The following is a 22,085-nucleotide window of genomic DNA, read 5'->3' on the forward strand; positions in this document are numbered from 1 at the left end:
CAGGGGACCACTCCACGTGCCCACACAGCCATTGGCAGCGCAGCTGCCGACCGTCCTCCACCTCGTCCAGCCCGTCGACGGCGGGGTCGCCCGCGTCGTCGTCGACCTCGTCCGCGCGCAGACCGCCGGCGGCCTGCGCGCCGTCGTCGGCTGCCCGCCCGGCGGCTTCCTCGCCGGCGCGGCCCGGGACGCCGGTGCGCAGGTCCTGCCCTGGCGCGCCGGGCGGGCCCCCGGGCCCGGACTGCCCGCCGAGGTGATCGGCGCCCGGCGGCTGCTCCACCGCGTCCGCCCCGACCTGCTGCACGCGCACAGCGCCAAGGCCGGACTGGCCGGCCGGCTCGCCGCGCGGGGATCCGTACCCACCGTCTTCCAGCCCCACGCCTGGTCCTTCGACGCCGTCGGCGGGGCCACCGGCGCGCTCGCCCTGCGCTGGGAGCGGTACGGGGCCCGCTGGGCCGACCGGGTGCTCTGCGTCAGCGAGGCCGAACGCCGCGCCGGGGAGTCCGAGGGGATCACCGCCCACTGGTCGGTGGTCCGCAACGGCGTCGACCTCGGCCACTTCGGTCCGGGCGGACCCGACGCCGACCTCGTCCGCGCCGGCGCGCGCTCCGAACTGCCCCTGCCCCCCGCCTTCCAGGGCGACGGGCCGCTCGTCGTCTGCGTCGGCCGGATCTGCCCGCAGAAGGGCCAGGACGTCCTGCTGCGGGCCTGGCCGGAGGTGCTGGGCACGGTCCCCGGGGCCCGGCTCGCCCTCGTCGGGGACGGCCCCGACGCCGAACGGCTGCGCCGCACCGCGCCGCCCGGAGTCCTCTTCGCGGGCCCCGCCCCCGACATCCGACCGTGGCTTCGGGCCGCCGATCTCGTTGTACTGCCGTCGCGGTGGGAAGGCATGGCGCTCGCCCCGCTCGAAGCCATGGCCTGCGGCCGCCCGGTCCTGGTCTCGGACGTCAGCGGAGCCCGGGAGAGCCTGCCGTCCGGCCAGGGACGGCTGTGCCTGGTGCCGCCGGAGGACCCGACGGCCCTGGCCAAGGCCCTGGGACGGCTGCTCGCCGAACCGCGCCTGCTAGCCGAACTCGGCGAGCAGGCCCGGCAGCACGCCCGGACCGAATTCGACGTGCAGCGGACCACGGACGCGGTCACCGGCCTGTACCACGAACTGCTGGGCAGGCCCCGGCCCTTGAACCAGGAGCGCATCAGCCGATGACGATGGACAGCGCACCCGCCCGGCACACCGGGCAGGGCGGCACGGGGCACGGCGGCGCGGCCGCCGGAACCACCGCCGTCCGCCGTTCCCGGGCCGCCATCCACCCCCCGCGCGGGCCCAAGGCCGGCCAGGCGCGGCCCGCCCTGCGACCACAGCGGGTCCGCCGCCGGGACGGGGTGCTCCCGCTGCTCACCGCCGACGCGCTCGCCGCCGTCCTCACCGCGGCGGCCCTGCCCGCGGCCGCCCCGTCGGGGACGGCGGCGCTGCCTGCCGCCGCGGTCGTGCCCGCCGCCGTGCTGCTGGCCGCGCTGCACGCTCAGGCCGGGCTGTACCGGCCGCGCCTCGCGCCCTCCGCCCTCCTCGAACTCCCCGCGCTCGCCGGGCGTTCCGCCGTCCTGTGGGCCGGGACCGCCGCGGTCGTCGCCGCCGTGGCCCCGGGCCGGGCCCTGGGCTGGGCCGCGCTGCTGACCGCCGTCTGCCTCCAGGTCGTCCTGGCGTGCGCGGGCCGCGGGCTCGTCAACCAGCTCCGGCGCCGCACCGCCGTCCGCAGGCCCGACTCGGCGCTCGTCGTCGGCCCCGGCGCCGGGGCGGGCGCGGTGGCCGCCGCCCTGAACGGCCGCCCCGAGTACGGGCTGCGCCCCGTCGGCCTCGCCGACACCGCCCCCGGGGACGGAGCGGAGGCCGGCCCCCTGCCCGTCCTCGCCACCCACGAGGACGTACGCCGCGCCGTCATCCAGAACTCGGTGCGGCACGCGGTGTTCACCCGCCCGCCGGAGGCCGACGAGCGCACCGCCTCGCTGGTCCGCCTCTTCCACGACCACGGCTGCCGGCTCTGGCTCGCCGACCCGGCCGGGACCGCCAAGGTCACCGGCATGCGGGTGGCGCACCCCGCCGACCAGCTGTGGGGGTACGCCGTCCAGCCGCTGCTGCCGCGTCCCGCGCGGCCCCTGGAGCGCTGGGCCAAGCGCGGCATCGACGCCGCGCTCGCCCTGCTCGCCATGGTCGCCGCCGCGCCCGTGATGGTGCTGTGCGCGCTGGCCGTACGGACCTGCGACGGCCCCGGGGTGATCTTCAGGCAGGAGCGGGTCGGCCTGTACGGGCGCCCCTTCACCCTGCTGAAGTTCCGCACCCTGCGCGCCGACGCGCACGAGTCCGCCACCCGCTGGACGGTCGCCGGGGACCGCCGGATGAGCCCGGTCGGCTCCTTCCTGCGCAAGTCCTCGCTGGACGAGCTGCCGCAGCTGTGGAACGTCGTGCGCGGTGACATGAGCCTGGTCGGCCCGCGGCCCGAACGGCCCTTCTTCGTCGCGAAGTTCTCCACCGTGCACCCCGGCTACGAGGCCCGCCACCGGATGCCGGTCGGCATCACCGGCCTCGCCCAGATCAACGGTCTGCGCGGGGACACCTCCATCGAGGACCGGGCCCGCTTCGACAACCACTACATCGACACCTGGTCGCTGTGGCAGGACCTGTGGATCCTCGCCCGCACCGCGGCCTCCTTCTTCCGCTTCCGGCTGGGGGGCAGCTGATGAGCCTCGCCGTATCCCTCGACGGCGTGCGGTCCGAGGTGCCGGGCCTGCTGCGCCGGCACTGGCCGCTGCTGCCGCTCGCCGCGACCGTGCTGTTCCTGCTCGCCCCGCTCCCGGCCGGCGACGCGACCGCCTCCGGCAAGGTGGGGCCGGCCGACGCCGCCTCGCTGCTGCTGGTGTTCGTCTGCGCGGTCCAGGCGCTGCGCGGGCGGGTGCGGGAGCTGAGCCCGCTGGGCGTACTGGTCCTCGGGATGCCCGCCGTGGGGCTCGCGGTGGCGACGGTGACGGCGGGCGACCCGTACGCCGCCCTGCCGGGCTTCGTGCGCTACCTCCAGGTCTTCGTCCTGGTGCCGGCGGCCGTGGTGCTGCTGGTGCGCGACGCCGGGGAGTTCCGGATCGCCGCCGGGTGCTTCGTGGTGCTGGCGCTGGTCCAGGGCGCGGTGGGGGTCGTGCAGTTCGCGACCCACACCGGGGCCTCGTACCAGGGCGAGGACATCCGGGCCGTGGGCACCTTCGGCCCCGGCGACGTCATGGGCATGGCCACCGTGGTGGCGTACGGGCTGATCGTGGCGACGGCCGCCGCGCTGGCGCCGGGACTGCCCCGTCCGGTCCGCCGGGTGGCCGCGGGCGCGGCGCTCGCGCTCGCCCTGCCGCTGGTGCTGTCGTTCAGCCGGGGCGCCTGGATCGCGACCCTGGGCGCGGCGGTGCTGGTGATGGTGCTGGCCGGGATCAGGCGGGCGCTGAAGGTGCTCCTCGCGCTGGCCGCGGCCGGCGTGGTGCTGGTGGGCGGGCTCGGGGTCGGCTCCGAGATGGTCGCGGAGCGGCTGACCTCCATCACGCAGGTCTCCAGCGCCCCCGACCAGTCGGTGACGGACCGGTACACGATGTGGGCCGCCGCCGGGTCGATGTGGCGCGAGCGGCCGGCGGCGGGGGTGGGCCTCAAGGGGTTCCCCGCCCACCGGGACGGGCACTCCTCGCTGGGGCTGTCCTCCGGCAGCGACACCGCCGGCGCGGGGCAGGCGTACATCCGCCAGCCGCTGCTCTCCCCGCACAACATGTACCTGCTGATCCTCAGCGAGCAGGGGCTGATCGGACTGACCGCGCTGCTGGGCGGCTGGGCGGCGCTGCTTGTGGCGGGCCTGCGACGGCTCGCCGGCGGCGGGCCGGTGCGGGACTGCGGGCTCATCGCGGTCGGCCTGCTCGTGTGGCAGCTGACCGACTTCCTCTACGCGGACATCGGCGGGCCGTCCACCGTCCTGACCGGGGTGATCATCGGCCTGGCCGCCTGGTGGGCCCTGCCCCCGCGGGACACCGCGGCCGGGCGCACCGGCCCCGTGGCCGGACCGCGCGCCGTTCCGGGTGCGGCCGGCCGGTGACGGACACCACGCCCCGGCGGCCCGCCTCCGGCCCTCCGGCCGGGGCGGGCCCCGCCCGTGTGCCGGGAATCCCGCACGGGGCCGCCGGCCCCGACCCGGCCCGCCCGCCGGGGGAGCCCGCCGCGGCGGACGGCGTCCGCCGCCGGGACGTCCGCGGCGTGCGGGTCGTGGCACGGGACGCGACCGGCGCCGGGACCGCGACCGGACGCGGCACCCGCGCCGGCGCCGCGTCCGGGGCGCCCGAGTCGCCCGCCGGGCCCGCGCGCTACGCGGGCGGCGCCGCCCCGGGGGTCCGCACGGCCACCCGCCGGGCCGCCGCCGCGCCCGCCCGCCCGCCCGCCTCGCCGGGCGGGAACGCGCCCGCGCCGCTGGGGCGGTTCCTCGCCAGGGCCGCCGCCGTCACCGCGGGGCTCACCGCCGCCGGGGCGGTGTTCGGGCTCGTGCGCGACCAGACCATCGCGCACCTCTTCGGCGCCGGGCACGACAGCGACGCCTTCCTGATCGCGTGGACCGTGCCGGAGATGGCCTCGACGCTCCTCATCGAGGACGCCATGGCCCTGCTGATGGTCCCCGCCTTCAGCCACGCCCTGGCCCGCCGGGCCGCCGGCCGCGCCGGGCTCACCCGCCAGGAGGCCCGCGCCCAGGACCCCGTACGGATGCTGGTGGCGGCGACCCTGCCGCGGCTGGCCGTGCTCCTCGCCGCCGTCGCCTCCGTGCTCATCGTGGCCGCGCCGCTCGTCGTCGCCGTCCTCGCGCCGGGCCTGCCCGATCCGGGGCTGGCCGTGCAGTGCACCCGGCTGACCGCGCTGACCGTGCTCTCCTTCGGCATCGCCGGCTACTTCAGCGCCGCGCTGCGGGCGCACCGGTCCTTCGTACCGCCGGCCGCGATCTACGTCTCGTACAACGTCGGCATCATCGGCACCATGCTCGCGCTGCACGCCCTGTGGGGGGTGCGGGCGGCGGCCGCCGGGGTCGCCGTCGGCGGGCTGCTGATGGTCCTCGTCCAACTGCCCGCCTTCATCCGGAACGTGGGCTTCGGACCGGCCCGGGCCAAGCGCGCCCCGCGCAGCCAGCGCGACCGCGACCGGCCCACCCTCATCGCCTTCGGCCTCATCGCACCCGTGATCTTCTTCGCGGTCTTCCGGCAGTCCCAGGTCCTGGTGGAGCGGTTCCTCGCCGCCTCCCTGCCCTCCGGCGCCATCTCGCACCTGAACTACGCCCAGAAGGTGGCGCAGATGCCGATGGTGCTGTCCTTGATGATCTGCACCGTCACCTTCCCGGTGGTGGCCCAGGCCATGGCCGCCGGACAGCGCGAGAAGGCCCGCCGCCGGGTGGAGCAGGACCTGGCGCTGGCCTCCCTCGCCGTCCTGATGGGCACCGCGCTGGTCATCGGCTACGCCCCGCAGATCATCCAGGTCCTCTTCGAACGCGGCGCCTTCACCCACCAGGACACCCTCGCCACCGCCTCCGTCATGCGGGTCTACGGACTCGGACTCCTCGGCCACTGCCTCGTCGGCGCGCTGTCCCGGCCCTTCTTCTCGACCGCCCGGCCCACCTGGTTCCCGGCGCTCGCGATGGGCGCCGGCCTCCTCGTCAACATCGTGGCCGGAGCCTTCGCCGTCGGCTGGTGGGGCACCTACGGCATCGCCGCCGCCAACGCGGCCGGCATCACCACCACCGCCGTCCTCCTCCTCACCGGCCTCGGCTCCCGGATCGTCGCCATCCACGTCCGCCGGGTCGCCGTCAGCATCGGCCGGCTCGCCGTCGCCGCCGTCGCCGCCTGCGGCACCGGCTGGATCGCCGGCCCGATGATCCCCGACCCGACGGTCAGCGCCGCCCTCGGCTGCCTCCTCGTACCCGCCATGTTCGGGGCCACCGGCATGGCCATACGGGCGCTCGAAGTCACCGCCCTGCCCGGCCAGATCGCCCAGTTCTCCTCCCAGCTCACGCAGAGGTTCCGCAATGTCCGCTGACACCGACACGGCGCCCCCCGCCGGGGCGGTCCCCGCCCGACGGGCCGCTTCGCCGTGGGTCCTGATGTACCACTCGGTCGCCGAGTTCACCGACCCCGCCGAGGACCCGTACGGGATCACCGTCACCCCGCGCGCCCTGGAGGCCCAGCTGCTGTGGCTGCGCTCCCGGGGCCTGCGCGGCGTGTCCGTCGGGGAGCTGCTCCGGGCCCGGGCGGCCGGGCGCGGCGACGGGCTCGTCGGCCTCACCTTCGACGACGGGTACACCGACTTCCTGACCCGCGCCCTGCCGCTGCTGCGCCGCTACGGCTGCACCTCCACCCTCTTCGTGCTGCCCGGCCGGCTCGGCGTCGACAACGTGTGGGACCCGCTGGGCCCGCGCAAGACCCTGCTCACCGCCGAGGGCATCCGCGAAGTCGCCGCCGCCGGACAGGAGATCGGCTCGCACGGGCTGCTCCACCAGGACCTCACCGCGGCCGCCGACGACGTGCTCCTGCAGGAGCTGCGGGGCAGCCGCGACCTGCTGCGCGAGCTGACCGGTACTCGGCCGGAGGGCTTCTGCTACCCGTACGGACACCTCGACGCGCGGGTCGTCGACGCGACGCGGGCCGCCGGGTACGGCTACGCCTGCGCCATCGACCCGGGCCGGCTCGCGGGACCGCACGCGATGCCCCGCACGCACGTCAGCCAGGCCGACGGCGGGGCGCGGCTGCGGGTCAAGCAACTGCGCCACCAGGTGCGGGAGCTCCGGCGGGGGGTGCGCCGGTGAAGGACGTACGGGAGGCCAGGGCGCTCCACATCATCACCGGGCTCGGAGTGGGCGGCGCCGAGCAGCAGCTGCGGCTGCTGCTGCGGCACATGCCCATGCCCTGCGACGTACTGACGCTGACGAACCCCGGGCCGGTCGCCGAGGGGCTGCGCGCCGACGGGGTCCGCGTCGTCCACCTCGGGATGACGGGCAACCGGGACCTCGGCGCGCTGCCGAGGATGGTGAAGTTCATCCGCCGCGGCCGGTACGACCTCGTGCACACGCACCTGTACCGCGCCTGCGTGTACGGGCGGCTCGCGGCCCGGCTCGCCGGGGTCGGGGCGACCGTGGCCACCGAGCACTCCCTCGGCGAGGGCGAGATCGAGGGCCGGGCGCTGTCGGGCGGCGTACGGGCGCTGTACCTGGCCAGCGAGCGCCTCGGCGCCGCGACCGTGGCGGTGTCGGACACCGTGGCGGCCCGGCTGGAGGGCTGGGGGGTGCCGGCCGCGCGGGTGCACGTCGTACCCAACGGCATCGAGGCCGTCCGCTTCCGCTTCGACGAGGGCGTACGGCGCTCCACCCGGGCCCGCACGGGGCTGCCGGAGCGGGCCTTCGTGGTCGGCGGCGTCGGCCGGCTGGTGCCGGGCAAGCGGTTCGACGTCCTGGTCAGGGCCGTCGCGGCGCTGCCCGGGGCGCACCTGCTGCTGGCCGGCGACGGTCCGGAGCGGGCCGCGCTGCGGCTGCTCGCCGCCGAGCTCGGCGCGCAGAGCCGCATCCACCTGCTGGGGGAGCGGGACCCGCTCGGCGACAGCGCCGACGGCCGCACCCCGGGCATCCCGGCGCTGCTGGCCGCCATGGACGTCTTCGTCTCCCCGTCCCGGGAGGAGGCGTTCGGCCTGGCGGTGGTGGAGGCGCTGGCCGCCGGCCTGCCGGTGCTGCACGTGACCTGCCCGGCCGTCGACGACCTGCCGGCCGCCCAGGCGCCCGGCGCCCGGCGCATCGGCGCCGGCACGGAGGAGCTGGTCGCGGCCCTGCGCGGCCACATGGAGGCGGGGGCCCGCCGGCTGCCGCCGCCGCCCGTGGTCCGCCGCTACGACATCGCCCGCAGCGCGCAGCAGCTCCTGGACGTCTACGCCCTCGCGCTGGCCGCGCCGGCGGACCGGGCCCGGACGGTCCCGGCCGCCGCCTCCCCGCAGCAGCCGGGCCGGACGCCGGGGGCCGCACCGGTCCCCGGCGCCGACGCCGCCCCGGCGCCCGTGCCGCAGCCCCCGGCGGGGCCGGGCCCGGCCCGCCCCCGCTCCGGACGGGACGGGGCCGGCGCGCCCGGGCCCGGCTGATCCGCACCCTCCCGGCCGGGGAACGGCCGGGACCCCGAGAACTCCCCTCCCCTCCCAGGAAGCGAGCACGCCCATGGCCGACACCGCCGACCAGAAGAAGTCCGACCACCGCTCGGAGAAGAAGAAGGGCGCCCGGCGCAGGCCCGGGCCGCCGCCCGCGTGGTGGCCGCTGCCCGCCTGCGCCCTGCTCGGGCTGGCCGCGGGCGGTGCGTACGGGGTGCTCAAGGCTCCCGAGTACGCCGCCACCAGCTACGTCGTCGCGGTCCCCGACGACACCACCGAGCCGGCCACCGCGCTGGGCTTCGCCCAGGCGTACGCCCGTATCGCCACCAGCAGTTCCACCCTCGCGTACGCCCAGCCGCGCGCGGGCATCACCGCCCAGCGGCTGCGGACCCAGGTGCGGGCGGAGACCTCCCCCGAGTCCCCGATGATCGCCATCACCGGGACCTCCAAGAGCCCCGCCGAGGCCGCCGACATCGCCAACGCCGTCGCGGACGCACTGTCCCTGAGCAGCAATCAGGCCGCGAAGAACACGGGCGTCCAACTGCTGCTGTTCAACCAGGCCGTGGCCCCCGCCGACCCGGCCTCCCCGTCCGCCCCGATCAGCGGCGCCGTCGGGATGTGCGCGGGCGGCCTGCTGGGCGGGCTGTGGCTGCTGGCCCGGCCGGCGCGCGGACGCCGGGACCAGGCCGCCGCCGCCGGCGCGCCCGCGGTCGAGGAGTACGCCACGCTCCCGGCCCAGGGCGACCACGCCGAGACCAAGGAGAAGGAGTCCGTGCGATGAGTCCGGGCTCCGCCGGGGCCCTGGCGGTGACGCTGTGCCGCGATCCCCGGCAGTTCGCCGCGCTGGAGGAGCCGTGGAACCGGCTCGTCCGCGGCTGCCCCACCGCCACCCCCTTCCAGAGCCACGCCTGGCTGCACTCCTGGTGGCTGTCGTACGGGAAGGAGGGCCGGCTGCGGATCGTCCTCGTACGGCGCGACGGGGAGCTGGTCGGCGCGGCCGCGCTGATGCTCGTCCACCGGCCGCTGCCGCTGCTGGTGCCGCTCGGCGGCAACATCACCGACTACTTCGACGTGCTCGTGGCCGCCGAGCACGCCGGCCAGGTCGTCCCGGCGCTGGCCCGCGGGCTGCACCGGGCCGCCCGGAGCGCGGTCGTCGACCTGCGCGAGGTGCGTCCGGGGGCCGCCGCGGAAGGCGTGTACGAGCACTGGACCGGGGCCCGCAGCAAGCTCACCGACTCCACCTGCATGGAGCTGCCGACGCTCCCCTTCGACGAGCTCGTCAAGAGGATGCCGGCCTCCGGGGGCCAGCGGGTGCGGGCCAAGCTCCGCAAGACCGACGCGGCCGGGATCGAGGAGCACGAGGTCACCGAGCAGGAGGTGCCCCGAGCCGTACGGACCCTGCTGCGGCTGCACGAGAAGCAGTGGCGCGGCCGCGGGGTGACCCCCGAGCACCTGAGGCCCCGGTTCGCCGAGCACCTGACCCGGGCCACCCGGCGGATGGTGCGGGCCGGGGAGGGCCGGCTGACGGAGTTCCGTCTCGACGGCGAGGTGGTGGCGGCCAACGTCACGCTGCTGTCGGCCGGGCTGAGCGGCGGCTACCTCTACGGCGCCGACCCGGACCTGCGCACGCGCAAGGTGGACGTGGCGACGCTGCTGCTGCGCCACGAGACCGGCCGGGCGCTCGCCGACGGCCGCCCGGTCGTGAGCTTCCTGCGCGGCAACGAGCCGTACAAGAACCACTGGCGGCCCGAGACGGTCGTGAACCAGCGGTTCCTGCTGGCCACGACCGCGCTCGCGCCGCTGCTGCGCCTGCACGAGTCGCAGCTGGCGGGGCGCGGGCGGGCGGTGGACGCGCTCCGGGAGGCGCTGCCGGCCGCCAGGGACTGGCGGGCGCGGCTCAACGACCTGCGGGTGCGATGACCCGGCTAGGAGGGCCAGAAGCGGAAGTCGTCGTTCCAGTCGACCTGGACGCAGAACGACTGCTTGCCGACCAGCTTGGAGAGCCACTCGCCGAAGTTGAGCGGCACGCACCACTGCTTGCTGTTGGCCGGCGGCTTCGGCGGCTGGGGCTGGGGCTGGGGCTTGGGCGGCAGGGGCGCGGGCACGGTTGTGGGCGTGGGCGTGGGCGTGGGCGTGGGCGTGGACGTGGACGTGGGCGTCGGGACGAGCGGGCTCGGCGCCGCGGGCGAGGGCGCCGGGCTCGCGGGCGACGGGACCACCGGCGACGGGACCACCGGCGAGGGGACGGGTTCGGGCGTCGGGACCTCGGGCGAGGGGACGGCCGGGCTCGGCGCGACGGGGCTCGGAACCTCCGGGCCCGGCACCTGCGGCGTCGGGACGAGCGGGCTCGGGGTGACCGGCAGCGGCACCTCGGGCGTCGGGACCTGGGGGGTCGGCACCTGAGGGGTCGGGATGCCGGGCGTCGGGACCTGCGGGGTGGGGATTTGAGGGGTCGGGACGACCGGCGTGGGAACCACGGGGGTCGGGACCACCGGGGTCGGGATCACGGGCGTCGGGACCACCGGGGTCGGGATCACCGGGCCGGGCTTCTCGGGCGTCAGCGCGTCGCGGAAGACCTTCGCCGAGTCCGGGTTCTGCTTGCACTGCCACACGCCGTGCGGGCAGTAGTCGGTGATGGTGTGGTAGAGCGGCTTGTGCTGCTCGATCCACTTCAGCATGCGCCGCACGTACTCCGGATTGTCGCCGTGGCGGTACAGGCCCCACTCCGGGTACGAGATCCGCTTCCCGTGTGCCTTCGCGAAGTCGACGTGATGCTGGAGCCCGTACGGCTGGGTGATCTGGTCGTCGAAGGTCCGGCCGGGAGCCTGGTCGTACGAATCCATCCCGATGATGTCGACCACGTCGTCACCGGGGTAGCACCTGGTCCAGCCGATCGCGTCCGTACCCCGGTTCGGGGCGAAATCGAACTTGAACTTCTGTCCGGGCACCGACCGCATCGTGTTGACGACGCGCTTCCAGTACGTCTTCCAGCCCTCCGGGTCCGGCCCGCAGCGGTGGGTGTAAGTGGTGCCGTTCATCTCCCAGCCGAGCACGATCACCGTGTCGGGGACGTCCAGCGCCACCAGCTTCTCGGCGAGCCTGCGGAAGTGCCGGTCGTACTGGCCCTCCGCGCCCGCCCGGATCAGCTGGGCCACCTGGTAGTCGGGCACCCTCTCCTCGTTCCGTGCCTGCATGGGCACGTTGAGGACGAACATCCGGTCCTCGTCGGCCAGCCGCCAGGCGGCCCAGTCCGCGAGGAACGAGACGTTCCCCTCGATGCCCGCCCACTGGTCGCCGGGGAGATAGGTGTGCCCCACCCGGATCTCCCTGCCGCCCAGCCAGCGCGACAGGAGCGGGATGCGGGCCACCCCGCGCGGCCCGTAGTCGAGATAGGCGCCCACGGCGATGTCGGAGCTTTTGTGCCGGTCCTCCTCGGGTGCCGCGAGCGCGGCCCCGGTCGCAAGCAGTCCGGCCGTGACCGTACCGATGCAGGTGCTCGCCAGTCGGCGGCGTGGTCTGGGCATGGCGTCTCCCGAGCTTTCCTGAATCGGAGTGCTTACCAGAGACGTTAGACATCAGATCTGACGAATGGCCTGTTCGGTCACCGCCGCGTAGGCCATTCGCAGGTGCGCACCATCCCCGCTTGGTCCGACTAGGTGAAAGACACCGTTTCCATGCACGCGTTCACCAACCATGTGCCCGCCGTCCTGCTCAGGCTCGATCGCAACCCGTTCCACCACGGAACCCTCGGCGCCGTCAGATCCCTTGGCCGCAAGGGCGTGGAGGTCCATGCAGTCGTCGAGGCCGGGGGAGGTCCCATGGGGCGTTCGCGGTACCTGCGCAGCGTGCACGCGGGACCTGACGGAGGGTTGGACCCGGAGGCGCCCGAGGCGCTGCTGGAGTGCCTGGCCGGGGTGTCCGAGCGGATCGGGCGGCCCGCCGTGCTGATCGCCATGGACGACCTGAGCGCCATCGCCGTGTCCCGGATCGCGTCCGGGCTGACGGATCGTTTCCGGATTCCCCATCAGCCCGACAACCTGCCCGCCCGGGTGGCCGACAAGGCGGAGCTGTCCCGGCTCTGCGCCCGGTGGGACGTCCCGCACCCGGAGACCGTGATCCCGGCGACCGGGGCGGAGGCGGCGGAGGCCGCGTGGAGCCTGGGGCTGCCGGTGATCGCCAAGTGGAGCCGGCCGTGGCTGCTGCCCGCGGGGGCCGGGGGACTGCGGAGCACCCTGCTCGTGCACACCGTCGCCGAGGCGCGCCGGCTCTACGAGCGCTCCGCGGAGGCCGGGAGCAGGCTGCTGCTCCAGCGCTTCCTGCCGGCCGGGCCGGACACCGACTGGTTCTTCCACGGGGCCTTCACCCGCGGCGGGCGCCCGCTGCTGGCCGGGTCGGGCCGCAAGGAGCTGTCCTGGCCGGTGCGGACGGGCCTGACGGCGGTGGGCCGCTGGCTGCCGGACCCGGCGGTGGAGGAGGCCGGGCTGAAGCTCGCCGAACGCCTCGGCTACCAGGGGATCCTGGACCTGGACTTCCGGCGGGACGAACGCGGCACCTTCCGGCTCGTGGACTTCAACCCGCGGCCGGGGGCGCAGTTCCGGCTGTTCACGGACGCGACCGGGCTGGACGTCGTCCAGGCGATGTACCTGGACCTGACGGGCCAGCGGGTCCCGGAGCCCTCGGGCGGTCCGGGCCGCGTGTTCGTCGCCGAGAACTACGCGCTGCTCGCGGCGCTGCGCGGCGGTTCGCTGCCGCGCCGCCTCCCGGCGGGCCCGGCGGCCCCGAAGCCGCCCGCGGCTCCGAAGCCGCCTGGGGCCCTGAAGCCCGCCGCGGCAGCCCCGGGCGGGTCCCCCGTACCTCCCGTCCTGCCCGCCGTGGGAGCCCAGGCGGTCCACGGCCGGCGGGCCGGGCCGGTGGTGGCCGGGCCGCGGTCCGCGCCCGGCGCGACGGCTCCGGCTCCGGCAGCGGCCGGTACGGCGGGGGCCGCGGGGGCTGCGGGACGCGGGCCCCTGCGGGCGCTGCCCCAGGGGGAGCGGGGGCGGGTGGAGGCGGCCTGGTTCGCGTCCGACGACCTGCTGCCGTTCCTGGCGATGCTGGCCGCCTTCCTGGGCCGGGGCGCCGACAAGGGCGTGCGCGCCCTGCGCGGCGTGCCCGCCCACGGCCGCCGGACCGCCCGCGCGGTGGTCCGCGCCCCCCGCCAGCGCGGCCGCGACCAGCCGGGCGCCGCGGCCGGTGGCACGGCCGCCTCCCGGCCGGCCCCTCCGGAGGCCCCGGCCGAGCCGGACGAGCTGGTGACCCGTTGACCGTGGAGAGGGAAGGACGACGGCCGTGACGCGGACGGACGATCTCGTGGTGGTCGGCGCGGGCCCGTACGGGCTGTCGATCGCCGCGCACGCGGCGGGCGCCGGGCTCGACGTGCGCGTGCTCGGGCGGCCCATGGCCTCCTGGCGCGACCACATGCCCGGCGGCATGTACCTGAAGTCGGAGCCCTGGTCCTCCAACCTGTCCGCGCCGGACGGGCGGCACACCCTCGGCGACTACTGCGCGACGCGCGGAACGGCCGCGGAGCACGGCACTCCGCTGCCGATCGGCACGTTCAGCGCGTACGGGATGTGGTTCGCCCGCCAGGCCGTGCCCGAAGTGGAGGAGGTGACCGTCACGGAGGTGACCCCGCACGGCGGCGGCTTCCGCGTCCACACGGCCGAGGGGCCGCCGCTCCTGGCCCGTACGGTCGCCCTCGCGGTCGGGGTGATGCCCTTCGTCCACCACCCCCTGGCGCTGCGGGACCTGCCGCCCGCGCACTACTCGCACAGCAGCGGCCACCGGGACCTGGCCCGCTTCGCCGGGAGCGAGGTCGCCGTGCTCGGCGCCGGACAGGCGGCCCTGGAGACCGCCGCCCTGCTGGCCGAACAGGGCGCCCGGCCGTGCCTGGTGGCCCGGCGCGCCCGGCTGAACTGGAACACGGTGCCGCAGCCCCTGAGCCGGCCCCCGCTGCGCGCCCTGCGCGAACCCCACAGCGGGCTGGGCACCGGCTGGCGCAGCTGGGTGTGGTCGGAGCTGCCCTGGGCGGTGCACCGGCTGCCCGCCGCCAGCCGGGAGCGGATCGCGGCCACCGCCCTGGGCCCGGCGGGCGCCTGGTGGCTGCGGGACCGGTTCGAGCGGCGCGTACCGGCCCTTCTCGGGCACCGGCTGCACCGGGCGTCGGCGGTGGGCGACCGCATCCGGCTGGAGCTGACCTCCCCCTCCGGGGAGCCGCTGGTGCTGGACGCCGCACACGTCATCGCGGCCACCGGGTTCATCCCTGACCTGGACCGGCTCGACCTGCTCGACGCGGGGCTGCGGGACGCGCTGGCGACGGTGGGGCGGAGCCGGACGCCGGAGCTGAGCGCCGGATTCGAGTCCTCGTGGCCCGGACTCTTCTTCGCGGGGCTGCTGACGGCTCCCTCATTCGGCCCTTCCATGCGATTCGTGCACGGTGCGGGCTTCACGGCGGGGAGACTGGTGGGTGGAGTCCGCAGGCGCCTCGGTGCCGGGGGTCCGCTGCCGGGCTCCACCGGCGCCGCACGGACCGACCGCGCCACGGCCGGGCATCCGAAGACGTACCTGCGGTGAGAGCCGCGTGAGAGGGGTCCGCGATGAGCGGGGAGCGAGCACAGGGCAGAGGCTGGGTACGGATCCCCGCCAGCCGCGGGGAACAGCCTGCGGCCAGGAACGCCGGGTACGACCGCCCTGCCTACGCGCCGACCGCCGGGTACGACCGCCCCGCCTACGCGCCGGCCGCCGGGTACGACCGCCCCGCCTACGCGTCGGCCGCCGGCTACGACCGTCCCCCGGACCCCGCGCCCGCCCACCCCGCCCAGCCGCCGATCTACCTGTCCCTCGTCACGCGCTGGCGGGAGGCCGGGCGGACCCTTCCGGGGCATCCTGACGAGGAGTGGGAGCGGCTGATCTCCCAGCCGTGCTGGCCCGGCCTTTAGGTGGTGTGAGTCTCTTGGCAGCGGCGGAGCGAGACAGCCCCGGGCGGCGCCGGCGGTCCCCCCTGACCGGACCGGGCGAGCGGCTCGCGCTGAACGGCATGGGCAGCTTCGAGTGGGACCTCGGCGACGGGACCCTGGCGCTGGACGAGGCCGGGATGACCGTCTTCGACCTGGAGCCCGCCGAGTTCGACGGCACGCCGGAAGGGCTCGGCGTACGGATCCCGCCCGAGGACGGCGCCCGGCTGGGCGAGACGGTGGTGGCCGCCCTGGACAGCGGCGGCGAGACGTACGGCGCGTACTTCACGGTGCAGCGCCGGGACGGCCGCGACCAGTGGACGCACACCCAGGGCCGGGTGCTCCGGGACGCGGCCGGGCGGGCCTACCGGATCGTGGGCATCGTCCGCGACGCCACGGCCGAACTGGCCCAGGCGACGCAGCTGCGCAAGCTGGAGTCGGCGCGCGCCCAGCAGTCGACGATCGTGCAGCGGACCACGGACGCCCTGTCGCGGGCGGTGACGGTCGACGACGTGACGGCCGCGCTGACCGGGGCCGGCGCACTGGAGCGGCTCGGCGCGGACGGGCTGGCCCTGGGCCTCGTCGAGGGCGGCACGATGAAGATGATCGCGATGAGCGGGGAGTCCCTCGAGATCCTCGGCGAGCGCAGCATGACCCGGCTGGACGGCTCGCTGCCGCTGTCGCAGACGGTCCTCACCCGCAGGGCGCGGTTCGTCACCTCGCTCGCCGCGCTCGGCGAGGAGTTCCCCCTGCTGCGGGACTACCTGGGCCGGATCCGGTACGACGCGGCCGCCTATCTGCCGCTGATCGCGCAGGCCCGGGCCATCGGCGGGCTGGTGCTCTTCTACCGGCGGCGCACCGAGTTCAGCCCGGAGGAGCGCAACCTGTGCCTGGGCCTGGCCGGCATCGTGGCCCAGTCGCTCCAGCGGGCGCTCCTGTTCGACCAGGAGCGGGAGTTCGCCACCGGCCTCCAGGCGGCGATGCTGCCGCGCCGGATCCCCGAGATCACGGGCGGGGAGATCGCGGTGCGCTACCACGCCGCGTGGAGCGGGCGGGAGGTCGGCGGGGACTGGTACGACGTGATCTCCCTGCCCCGCGACCGGGTCGGCATCGTGGTCGGCGACGTACAGGGTCACGACACGCACGCGGCCGCCATCATGGGCCAGCTCCGGATCGCGCTGCGGGCGTACGCGGGGGAGGGCCACCCGCCGTCCACGGTGCTGGCGCGGGCCTCCCGCTTCCTGGCCGAGCTGGACACCGAGCGCTTCGCGACCTGCATGTACGCGCAGGTGGACCTGGAGTCCGGAGGCGTACGGGCGGTCCGGGCCGGCCACCTCGGCCCGCTGATCCGGCACACAGACGGGCGTACGGGCTGGCCGAACGTGCGCGGCGGCCTGCCGCTGGGCCTGGCCACGCACTTCGAGCAGGAGGAGTTCCCCGAGACGCGGCTCGACCTCGTCCCCGGGGAGACGCTGGTGCTCTGCACGGACGGCCTGGTGGAGGAGCCCGGCACCGCCATCACCGAGGGCATGGAGTCCCTCGCGCACGCCGTGCGCAGCGGCCCGCAGGAGGCCGGGGCGCTCGCCGACCACCTCCTGGACCGGCTGTGGGAGCGCTGGGGCTCCGGGGACGACGTGGCCCTGCTGGTGCTGCGCCGGGCCCCCGACCCGGGCACGCACCGGGCGCCGCGCATCCACCAGTACATCCACCAGGCCGACCCCGAGGGGCTCTCCGAGGCCCGCTACGCCCTGCGGCAGGCGCTGCGCGACTGGGGCATGCCCGAGCTCGCCGACGACGTGGAGCTGGCGGCCGGTGAACTGCTGGTCAACGCCCTGCTGCACACGGACGGCGGAGCGGTGCTGACCATGGAGGTGCTGCCGGAGCCGGTGCGCCGGATCCGGCTGTGGGTCAAGGACCGCTCCAGCGTGTGGCCGCGCCGGCGCACCCCGGGCGAGGCCGCCACGACGGGGCGCGGACTGCTGCTGGTGGACGCGCTGGCCACGCACTGGGGCGTGGAGTCCCGGGGCGACGGCAAGGCGGTGTGGTGCGAGTTCGACGCCGGGGGAAGCCCCCGGGTCGCGGGGTGACCGGGCGGTCACGCCGAGTTGTGGGGCGCCGGGGGCGGGGTGATGATGCGGTCATGGAACGGAAGTCTTCGAGTCGGACCGTGCCGTGCGCAGGCTGAGCAAGGGAGCCGCGACGGGCATCCTGGCGCTGCTCCTGCTGGCGGCCGTCGTGCCGACGGTCGTGGACTGGACGACGGGGCGCCCGCACGCGGACCCCGGGTGCCAGTCGACGGCGTTCATGTCGATGACGGGCGTCGCGCCCGAGTGCCGGTAGCGGCGGCCGCCGGTCCCGCGAGCGGGCCCGTTCCGGTCAGCGGTACGGGTGCAGTTCGATGTCCCGGCGGTCCTCCGCGACGGTGCTGAGCCGCGTCGGGAGCAGCCCGCCCGAGCGGCCGATCTCCTGGAGGCGGACCTCGGCGCCGGCCCGGCCGGGGTGGACGTCGGGCGTCAGGCGCAGCGTGCCCGTGGCCTGCCAGTGGTGGACTTGGCCGTCGCAGTCGGCCTCGCCGCCGCCGAAGCCCAGCTTGGTGCCCTCCTGGACGAGGGTGGCCGCGATCTGAACCGTCCCCATGGGTGACGGCGGGGTGCAGCGGTAGGTGCCGGAAAGAGTGACGGTGCCGTGTTCGCCGATCTGCGCATCGCGCTGTACGGAAATCTCATTACCGTTGTGGGCCGCGCTCGCGGAGGCGGCGAGAACGGTGGCGGCGGCCAGTGCGGAGAGGGCCGCCAGGGCCAGACGGGGTCCGGAAATGCGCATGAATTCCTCCAGGGTGACGCGGCTGTGGACAGGGTCCGGATTCGGTCGGCGGGAATCCGCCGGAACGCATTGTGCTGGCATATGGACGGCAGCGGGCTCCGCACACTCGTGTCGGTGTGTGCAATTGCCCGCTCGGGCGCGTGAGACTGACCGAAATACATCCCCGAAGGGATTCCGCATGCGCCAGTCCGCCGTCCCCGCCCCGCTCCTCGCCGCCGCCCTGCTCCCGCTCCTCCTGTTCTGTGCCACGGCCTGCCAGCGCGCCCCCGAGGGCGCCGCGCTCGCGCCCGCCGCGGCGCCCGCCGTTCCGGTGGACGACGGGGCGCCGGGGGCCGGGGCCGCCCCGGAGGCCGAGGGGGAACCCGGGCGGCCCGCCGTGAAGGACGCCCGTGTGGGTGACTCCGTACGGGTGCGCGGGCAGCAGGTCGGCCGTCACCTCCAGGCGGTGCTGAACGCGTACGTGGACCCGGCGGTCAGCGTGGAGAAGAACTTCGCGCCGCCCGCCGGCAAGCGCTGGGTGGCCGCCTCGATGTCGTTCGTCAACGTGGGCGGGGACTCGTACGGGGCCCTCGGACGCATGTGGGCGCACGACAGCGCGGGGCAGCGCCACGCGGTGGTGCCCACCGGCGAGCTGACGACCGGCAAACCGCTCGTCTTCGATTCCCTCGCGGTGGGTGAGCGGGCCGAGGGATGGGTGGTGTTCGAAATCCCGGAAAACGCCTCCATCGCGCGCCTCCAGTACCAGGACACGAACACGCAGGCGAATTCCGGAGGGGGTTTCTGGTCCGTCTAGCCCGCCCGGGTGAAAGGCCGTGAAAGGGCCGGGCGCAGGACCACTAGGGTGCGGCGCATGACTTCTACTCAAGCCGAGATCGACCGGTCCCACCTCGGCACCCTCTCGGTGCTCGCCTGGATCGGCGACCCCTCCGACGGGCACGACATCCCGTATCTCCTCGCCTACACGCTCGGCGACGGCCCCGAGGGCCCGGAGGCCGGGGAGACGGCCGCGCGCGGGCTGCTCGAGGAGATCGGCCTGCCCATCGGCGACGTGGTCATGGACGGCACCCGCAGCTCGCGCACCTTCGCGGTCCAGATCGTGCTGATGGCCGGCAACCAGGTCACGCTGACCCTTCCGGGGCTGAACGCCACCTGCACCGCCCCCGACGAGTGGGTCGCGGCGGCCAACGAGAGCGGTCAGGCCTACTTCCTCTTCGCCACGCGCGCCTGGCCCGAGGCGGTCCCGGGACGCCCGGTGACGGCGGAGGTCCTCCAGGCCTTCGCGGGCGACGAGGAAGTGCTCACCAGCAGCGCCCACTGCGTCATCACGGTGCAGACCCTCCAGGTCTGACGCCTGCGACGGGCCGCCGACCGCCGGCCGCCGGGCCCCCAGCCTGCCCGGTGGCCGGTCCCGGCCGGGGGTCTCGCGGCCGGGAGCTCAGGGTTCAAGGGCTGGCGGGGTTCAAGGGCCGTCGGGGTAGAAGGGCCTTCGGGGTTCAAAGGCTTTCGGGCTCAGGGCCGTTCGAAGGCGAACCTGAGCGAGCGGACCCGGTTGTCGAAGTTCGATCCCGCCAGGTCCGGCAGGCCCACCGCGCGCAGCCCGACCGGCCGGGTCAGCAGCTCGCGGAAGAGCGCCCGCATCTCCACCCGCGCCAGGTGCGCGCCCAGGCAGAAGTGCGGGCCGCCGCCGCCGAAGCCCAGGTGCGGATTGGGTGAGCGGGTGATGTCGAAGGCGTCCGGGTCCGGGAAGACGGCCTCGTCGCGGTTGGCGGAGGCGTAGTACAGGACCACCTTGTCGCCCGGGCGGAACAGGTGCCCGTCCATGGTGTGTTCGGCGACGACCGTCCGGCGGAACTGGATGATCGGCGTCGAGTGGCGGATCATCTCGTCCACCGCGCCGTCCGCGTGCGTCTCGAAGTCCGAGAGCAGCAGGTCCCGTTGTGCGGGATGGTCGGTCAGCAGGGTCAGCCCGTGGGTGATCGCGTTGCGGGTGGTCTCCACCCCGGCGACCATCAAGAGCGAGAAGAACGCGCCGAGTTGGCGGGCACCGAGCGCCTGGCCGTCGACGTTCGCGCAAACCAGGGCCGAGATCAGGTCGTCAGTGGGGTTCTTGCGCCGCTCGCGGCCGATGCCCGCCACCATCCGCTGCATCCGGGCCAGTGCCCGCAGGCCGCGCCCCGGCATCCGCAGCCGGGCGCCCAGGCCCCGTTCCACGCCGATGTGCTCGGAGGCGTGGTTGACGCGGTCGGCGATCTCCGCGCGGTAGCGCTCCGGAATGCCCATCATGTTGCAGATGACCTCCAGGGGCAGCCGGGAGGCCACCGCCGAGACGAACTCGTCCGGCCGTGCGTCGAGCACGTCGTCCACGATCCGGGCCGCCACCGCGTGGATGTCCTCCTCGGCGGCCGCCAGCAGGCGGGGCGTGAAGGCCCGTTGGACGATCTTGCGGAGCTGGGCGTGGTCGGGGCCGTCCAGATTGACCATCGAGTCCCCGAACAGCGCGCGCACCCACCGGGCCGGTTCGGGGGTGGTCACCCCGGGGGCGCTCGCGAACACCTTGGGCAGGCGGCTGGCCTCCTGCACCTGGGCGTGCCGTACGAGGGCCCAGTGCCCGGGCCCCTCGGGGACGAACACGGGGGCGCCGAGGGCGCGGAGGCGGGCGAAGGCCGCCAGACGGTGTTCCGGCGGGAGCTGCCAGAAACCGGGCTCGGCCAGTTCCCCTCCGGGACCGGGTCCCGTTCCGGTGCCGTGTCGCTGAGCCGGGAGTGTCATGGCCGTGCCTCTTCCTGTCGCGCCGTTCCGCTGCGCTGGAGAACGGTCGCGGCGGCGCGGGGGTGACGGCCCGGGGCGGAGCCGTTGCCGGGGCGGGCGCCGGGGCGGGCGCCGGGGCGGCGGGCCCGGGGCCCCGGAGTGGCGGCGCGGCGGCGCGGCGGCGTCAGAACACGACGCGGTCGGGGCGGTTGTCCCGGGTGGCCAGGGTCAGGCCGACGGCGATCGTTACCGTCGCGGCGAGGCCCGCGTACAGGACGGCGTACGGGCCCGCCCAGGTGCAGGCCAGGATCACGAGGGCGGAGAGCGGCAGGGTCAGCTGCTGGGCGACGCCGTGCTTGAAGTAGCGGGAGTGCAGCAGCCACACCATCAGCAGGAACAGCGCGGACGGGAGGGTGACGGCGGCGTTCGCCGCGACCTGGGAGATGTGCGCCTTGCCGACCGCGTGCTCGACCGCGACCTCGATGCCCGCCCCGATCGCCGCCCCCGCGGCGAAGATCAACAGGTGGCCGTAGCCCCACGGGATGGCCTCGCGGTTGGAGGTCAGCCGCTGGTGCATGGGGACGGCGAAGTAGATCCACCACGCGGCGAAGACGATCAGCAGGCCGCCGGCCGCGATGGGCAGCAGCTCTCCCAGGGCCTCGTGCTCGTCGAGCGCCGACTTCACCGCGACCGTGCTAGCGGCGATCGTCTCGCCCAGCACGATGATGGTGAACAGGCCGTACCGCTCCACGATGTGGTGCGCGTGCCACGGCGTCCGGTGGCCGCGCTCGGCCACCACCGGGACCAGCAGCTCGGCCGCGGCCACCACCAGGAACAGCCACCGCTTCAGGTCGCCGGGGGCGAACAGCAGCGCCACCCAGCCCGCCTGGCAGACCACCAGTCCCGCGGCGTACGTCAGGGCCGCCCTGCGGGCCGGCCCGCTCTCCCCGGCCGCGGCCCGCAGCCACTGGGCGGTCAGCGCGACGCGCATGATCAGGTAGCCGATGACGGCCACCGTCCAGTCGTTGTCGTCGGAGGCCCGGGTCACGCCCGCCGCGTAGACGAGGACGCCCGCGATCTGGACCAACGTCGCGATCCGGTACGGGACGTCGTCGCAGTCGTAGGCGGAGGCGAACCACGTGAAGTTCATCCACGCCCACCACACGCCGAAGAAGACGAAGAAGTAGCCGATCACCCCGGTCAGGGGGTGGCCCTCGGCCACCGCGTGCACCAGCCGGGCACCGCACTGGGCGATCGCGACCACGAAGCACAGGTCGAAGAACAGCTCCAGCGGGGTCGCCGCGCGGTGCCCCTCGTCGGGACTGCGGGCGATCATGGGTGAGTAGGCCATACCGGCC

At 75.5% G+C, this 22,085-nt stretch carries 19 protein-coding genes; 15 read left to right on the plus strand and 4 right to left on the minus strand.

The window, feature by feature from the left end; translation table 11 throughout:
• Positions 1–16: 16 nt before the first annotated feature.
• The 8 genes from ACFWTC_RS07295 (at position 17) to ACFWTC_RS07330 (ending at position 10,087) form a co-directional block, all read left to right on the plus strand.
• Positions 17–1,204 carry a glycosyltransferase gene (locus ACFWTC_RS07295; protein ID WP_383923067.1) on the plus strand — a complete coding sequence of 396 codons (1,188 nt, stop codon included), beginning with the start codon at positions 17–19 and terminating at the stop codon, positions 1,202–1,204.
• A complete protein-coding gene (locus ACFWTC_RS07300) occupies positions 1,201–2,733 on the plus strand; it encodes an exopolysaccharide biosynthesis polyprenyl glycosylphosphotransferase (protein ID WP_384027227.1) in 1,533 nt (510 codons plus the stop codon). The genes ACFWTC_RS07295 and ACFWTC_RS07300 overlap by 4 nt, the downstream gene beginning before the upstream one ends.
• Positions 2,733–4,109: an O-antigen ligase family protein gene (locus ACFWTC_RS07305; protein ID WP_383923072.1), complete on the plus strand. Its 1,377-nt coding sequence runs from the start codon at positions 2,733–2,735 to the stop codon at positions 4,107–4,109. Before ACFWTC_RS07300 ends, ACFWTC_RS07305 begins: the two co-directional genes overlap by 1 nt.
• On the plus strand, positions 4,106–6,082 hold the full coding sequence (locus tag ACFWTC_RS07310) for a lipid II flippase MurJ (protein WP_384027225.1): 1,977 nt from the start codon (positions 4,106–4,108) through the stop codon (positions 6,080–6,082). The genes ACFWTC_RS07305 and ACFWTC_RS07310 overlap by 4 nt, the downstream gene beginning before the upstream one ends.
• Positions 6,072–6,848, plus strand: coding sequence for a polysaccharide deacetylase family protein (locus ACFWTC_RS07315; RefSeq protein ID WP_383921911.1), 777 nt, complete (start codon positions 6,072–6,074; stop codon positions 6,846–6,848). The genes ACFWTC_RS07310 and ACFWTC_RS07315 overlap by 11 nt, the downstream gene beginning before the upstream one ends.
• Positions 6,845–8,164, plus strand: a complete 1,320-nt coding sequence (locus ACFWTC_RS07320) for a glycosyltransferase (RefSeq protein WP_383921914.1) — start codon at positions 6,845–6,847, stop codon at positions 8,162–8,164. The genes ACFWTC_RS07315 and ACFWTC_RS07320 overlap by 4 nt, the downstream gene beginning before the upstream one ends.
• Before the next feature lie 73 nt (positions 8,165–8,237).
• On the plus strand, positions 8,238–8,948 hold the full coding sequence (locus tag ACFWTC_RS07325; protein WP_383921917.1) for a lipopolysaccharide biosynthesis protein: 711 nt from the start codon (positions 8,238–8,240) through the stop codon (positions 8,946–8,948).
• Positions 8,945–10,087, plus strand: a complete 1,143-nt coding sequence (locus ACFWTC_RS07330) for a GNAT family N-acetyltransferase (RefSeq protein ID WP_383921920.1) — start codon at positions 8,945–8,947, stop codon at positions 10,085–10,087. Before ACFWTC_RS07325 ends, ACFWTC_RS07330 begins: the two co-directional genes overlap by 4 nt.
• Before the next feature lie 5 nt (positions 10,088–10,092).
• Here the strand turns inward: ACFWTC_RS07330 and ACFWTC_RS07335 are convergent, their stop codons facing one another.
• Positions 10,093–11,691, minus strand: coding sequence for a glycosyl hydrolase (locus ACFWTC_RS07335; protein WP_384027223.1), 1,599 nt, complete (start codon positions 11,689–11,691; stop codon positions 10,093–10,095).
• A 150-nt stretch (positions 11,692–11,841) separates the two neighbouring features.
• On the opposite strand from ACFWTC_RS07335, the gene ACFWTC_RS07340 reads away from it, so the two are divergent.
• The 5 genes from ACFWTC_RS07340 to ACFWTC_RS07360 all read left to right on the plus strand — a co-directional run bounded on the left by ACFWTC_RS07340 (position 11,842) and on the right by ACFWTC_RS07360 (position 17,496).
• Entirely contained in the window at positions 11,842–13,467 is a 1,626-nt protein-coding gene (locus ACFWTC_RS07340) for an ATP-grasp domain-containing protein (RefSeq protein WP_384027222.1), read from the plus strand.
• Positions 13,468–13,492: 25 nt separating this feature from the next.
• Positions 13,493–14,776, plus strand: coding sequence for an NAD(P)-binding domain-containing protein (locus ACFWTC_RS07345; RefSeq protein ID WP_383921931.1), 1,284 nt, complete (start codon positions 13,493–13,495; stop codon positions 14,774–14,776).
• 23 nt (positions 14,777–14,799) lie between these two features.
• Positions 14,800–15,141: a hypothetical protein gene (locus ACFWTC_RS07350; RefSeq protein ID WP_383921934.1), complete on the plus strand. Its 342-nt coding sequence runs from the start codon at positions 14,800–14,802 to the stop codon at positions 15,139–15,141.
• A gap of 5 nt (positions 15,142–15,146) precedes the next feature.
• The gene (locus tag ACFWTC_RS07355) at positions 15,147–17,243 is read left to right on the plus strand and encodes a SpoIIE family protein phosphatase (RefSeq protein WP_383921937.1); all 2,097 of its coding nucleotides are present in this window, start codon (positions 15,147–15,149) and stop codon (positions 17,241–17,243) included.
• A gap of 85 nt (positions 17,244–17,328) precedes the next feature.
• On the plus strand, positions 17,329–17,496 hold the full coding sequence (locus ACFWTC_RS07360) for a hypothetical protein (RefSeq protein ID WP_384027220.1): 168 nt from the start codon (positions 17,329–17,331) through the stop codon (positions 17,494–17,496).
• Between the two features lie 36 nt (positions 17,497–17,532).
• Here the strand turns inward: ACFWTC_RS07360 and ACFWTC_RS07365 are convergent, their stop codons facing one another.
• Positions 17,533–17,979, minus strand: a complete 447-nt coding sequence (locus tag ACFWTC_RS07365; RefSeq protein WP_383921942.1) for a DUF6299 family protein — start codon at positions 17,977–17,979, stop codon at positions 17,533–17,535.
• A 178-nt stretch (positions 17,980–18,157) separates the two neighbouring features.
• On the opposite strand from ACFWTC_RS07365, the gene ACFWTC_RS07370 reads away from it, so the two are divergent.
• Complete coding sequence (locus ACFWTC_RS07370) at positions 18,158–18,772, plus strand: DUF4352 domain-containing protein (RefSeq protein WP_384027218.1); 615 nt, start codon at positions 18,158–18,160, stop codon at positions 18,770–18,772.
• Positions 18,773–18,829: 57 nt separating this feature from the next.
• The gene (locus ACFWTC_RS07375; protein WP_383921948.1) at positions 18,830–19,327 is read left to right on the plus strand and encodes a DUF5949 family protein; all 498 of its coding nucleotides are present in this window, start codon (positions 18,830–18,832) and stop codon (positions 19,325–19,327) included.
• Positions 19,328–19,488: 161 nt separating this feature from the next.
• On the opposite strand, the gene ACFWTC_RS07380 is transcribed toward ACFWTC_RS07375, so the two are convergent.
• Entirely contained in the window at positions 19,489–20,748 is a 1,260-nt protein-coding gene (locus tag ACFWTC_RS07380) for a cytochrome P450 (protein ID WP_383921951.1), read from the minus strand.
• 163 nt (positions 20,749–20,911) lie between these two features.
• Positions 20,912–22,078 carry a low temperature requirement protein A gene (locus ACFWTC_RS07385; RefSeq protein ID WP_383921954.1) on the minus strand — a complete coding sequence of 389 codons (1,167 nt, stop codon included), beginning with the start codon at positions 22,076–22,078 and terminating at the stop codon, positions 20,912–20,914.
• Positions 22,079–22,085 lie beyond the last annotated feature (7 nt).

The organism is Streptomyces sp. NPDC058619 (assembly GCF_042717785.1).
In the GTDB taxonomy this organism is placed as follows: Bacteria; Actinomycetota; Actinomycetes; order Streptomycetales; family Streptomycetaceae; genus Streptomyces.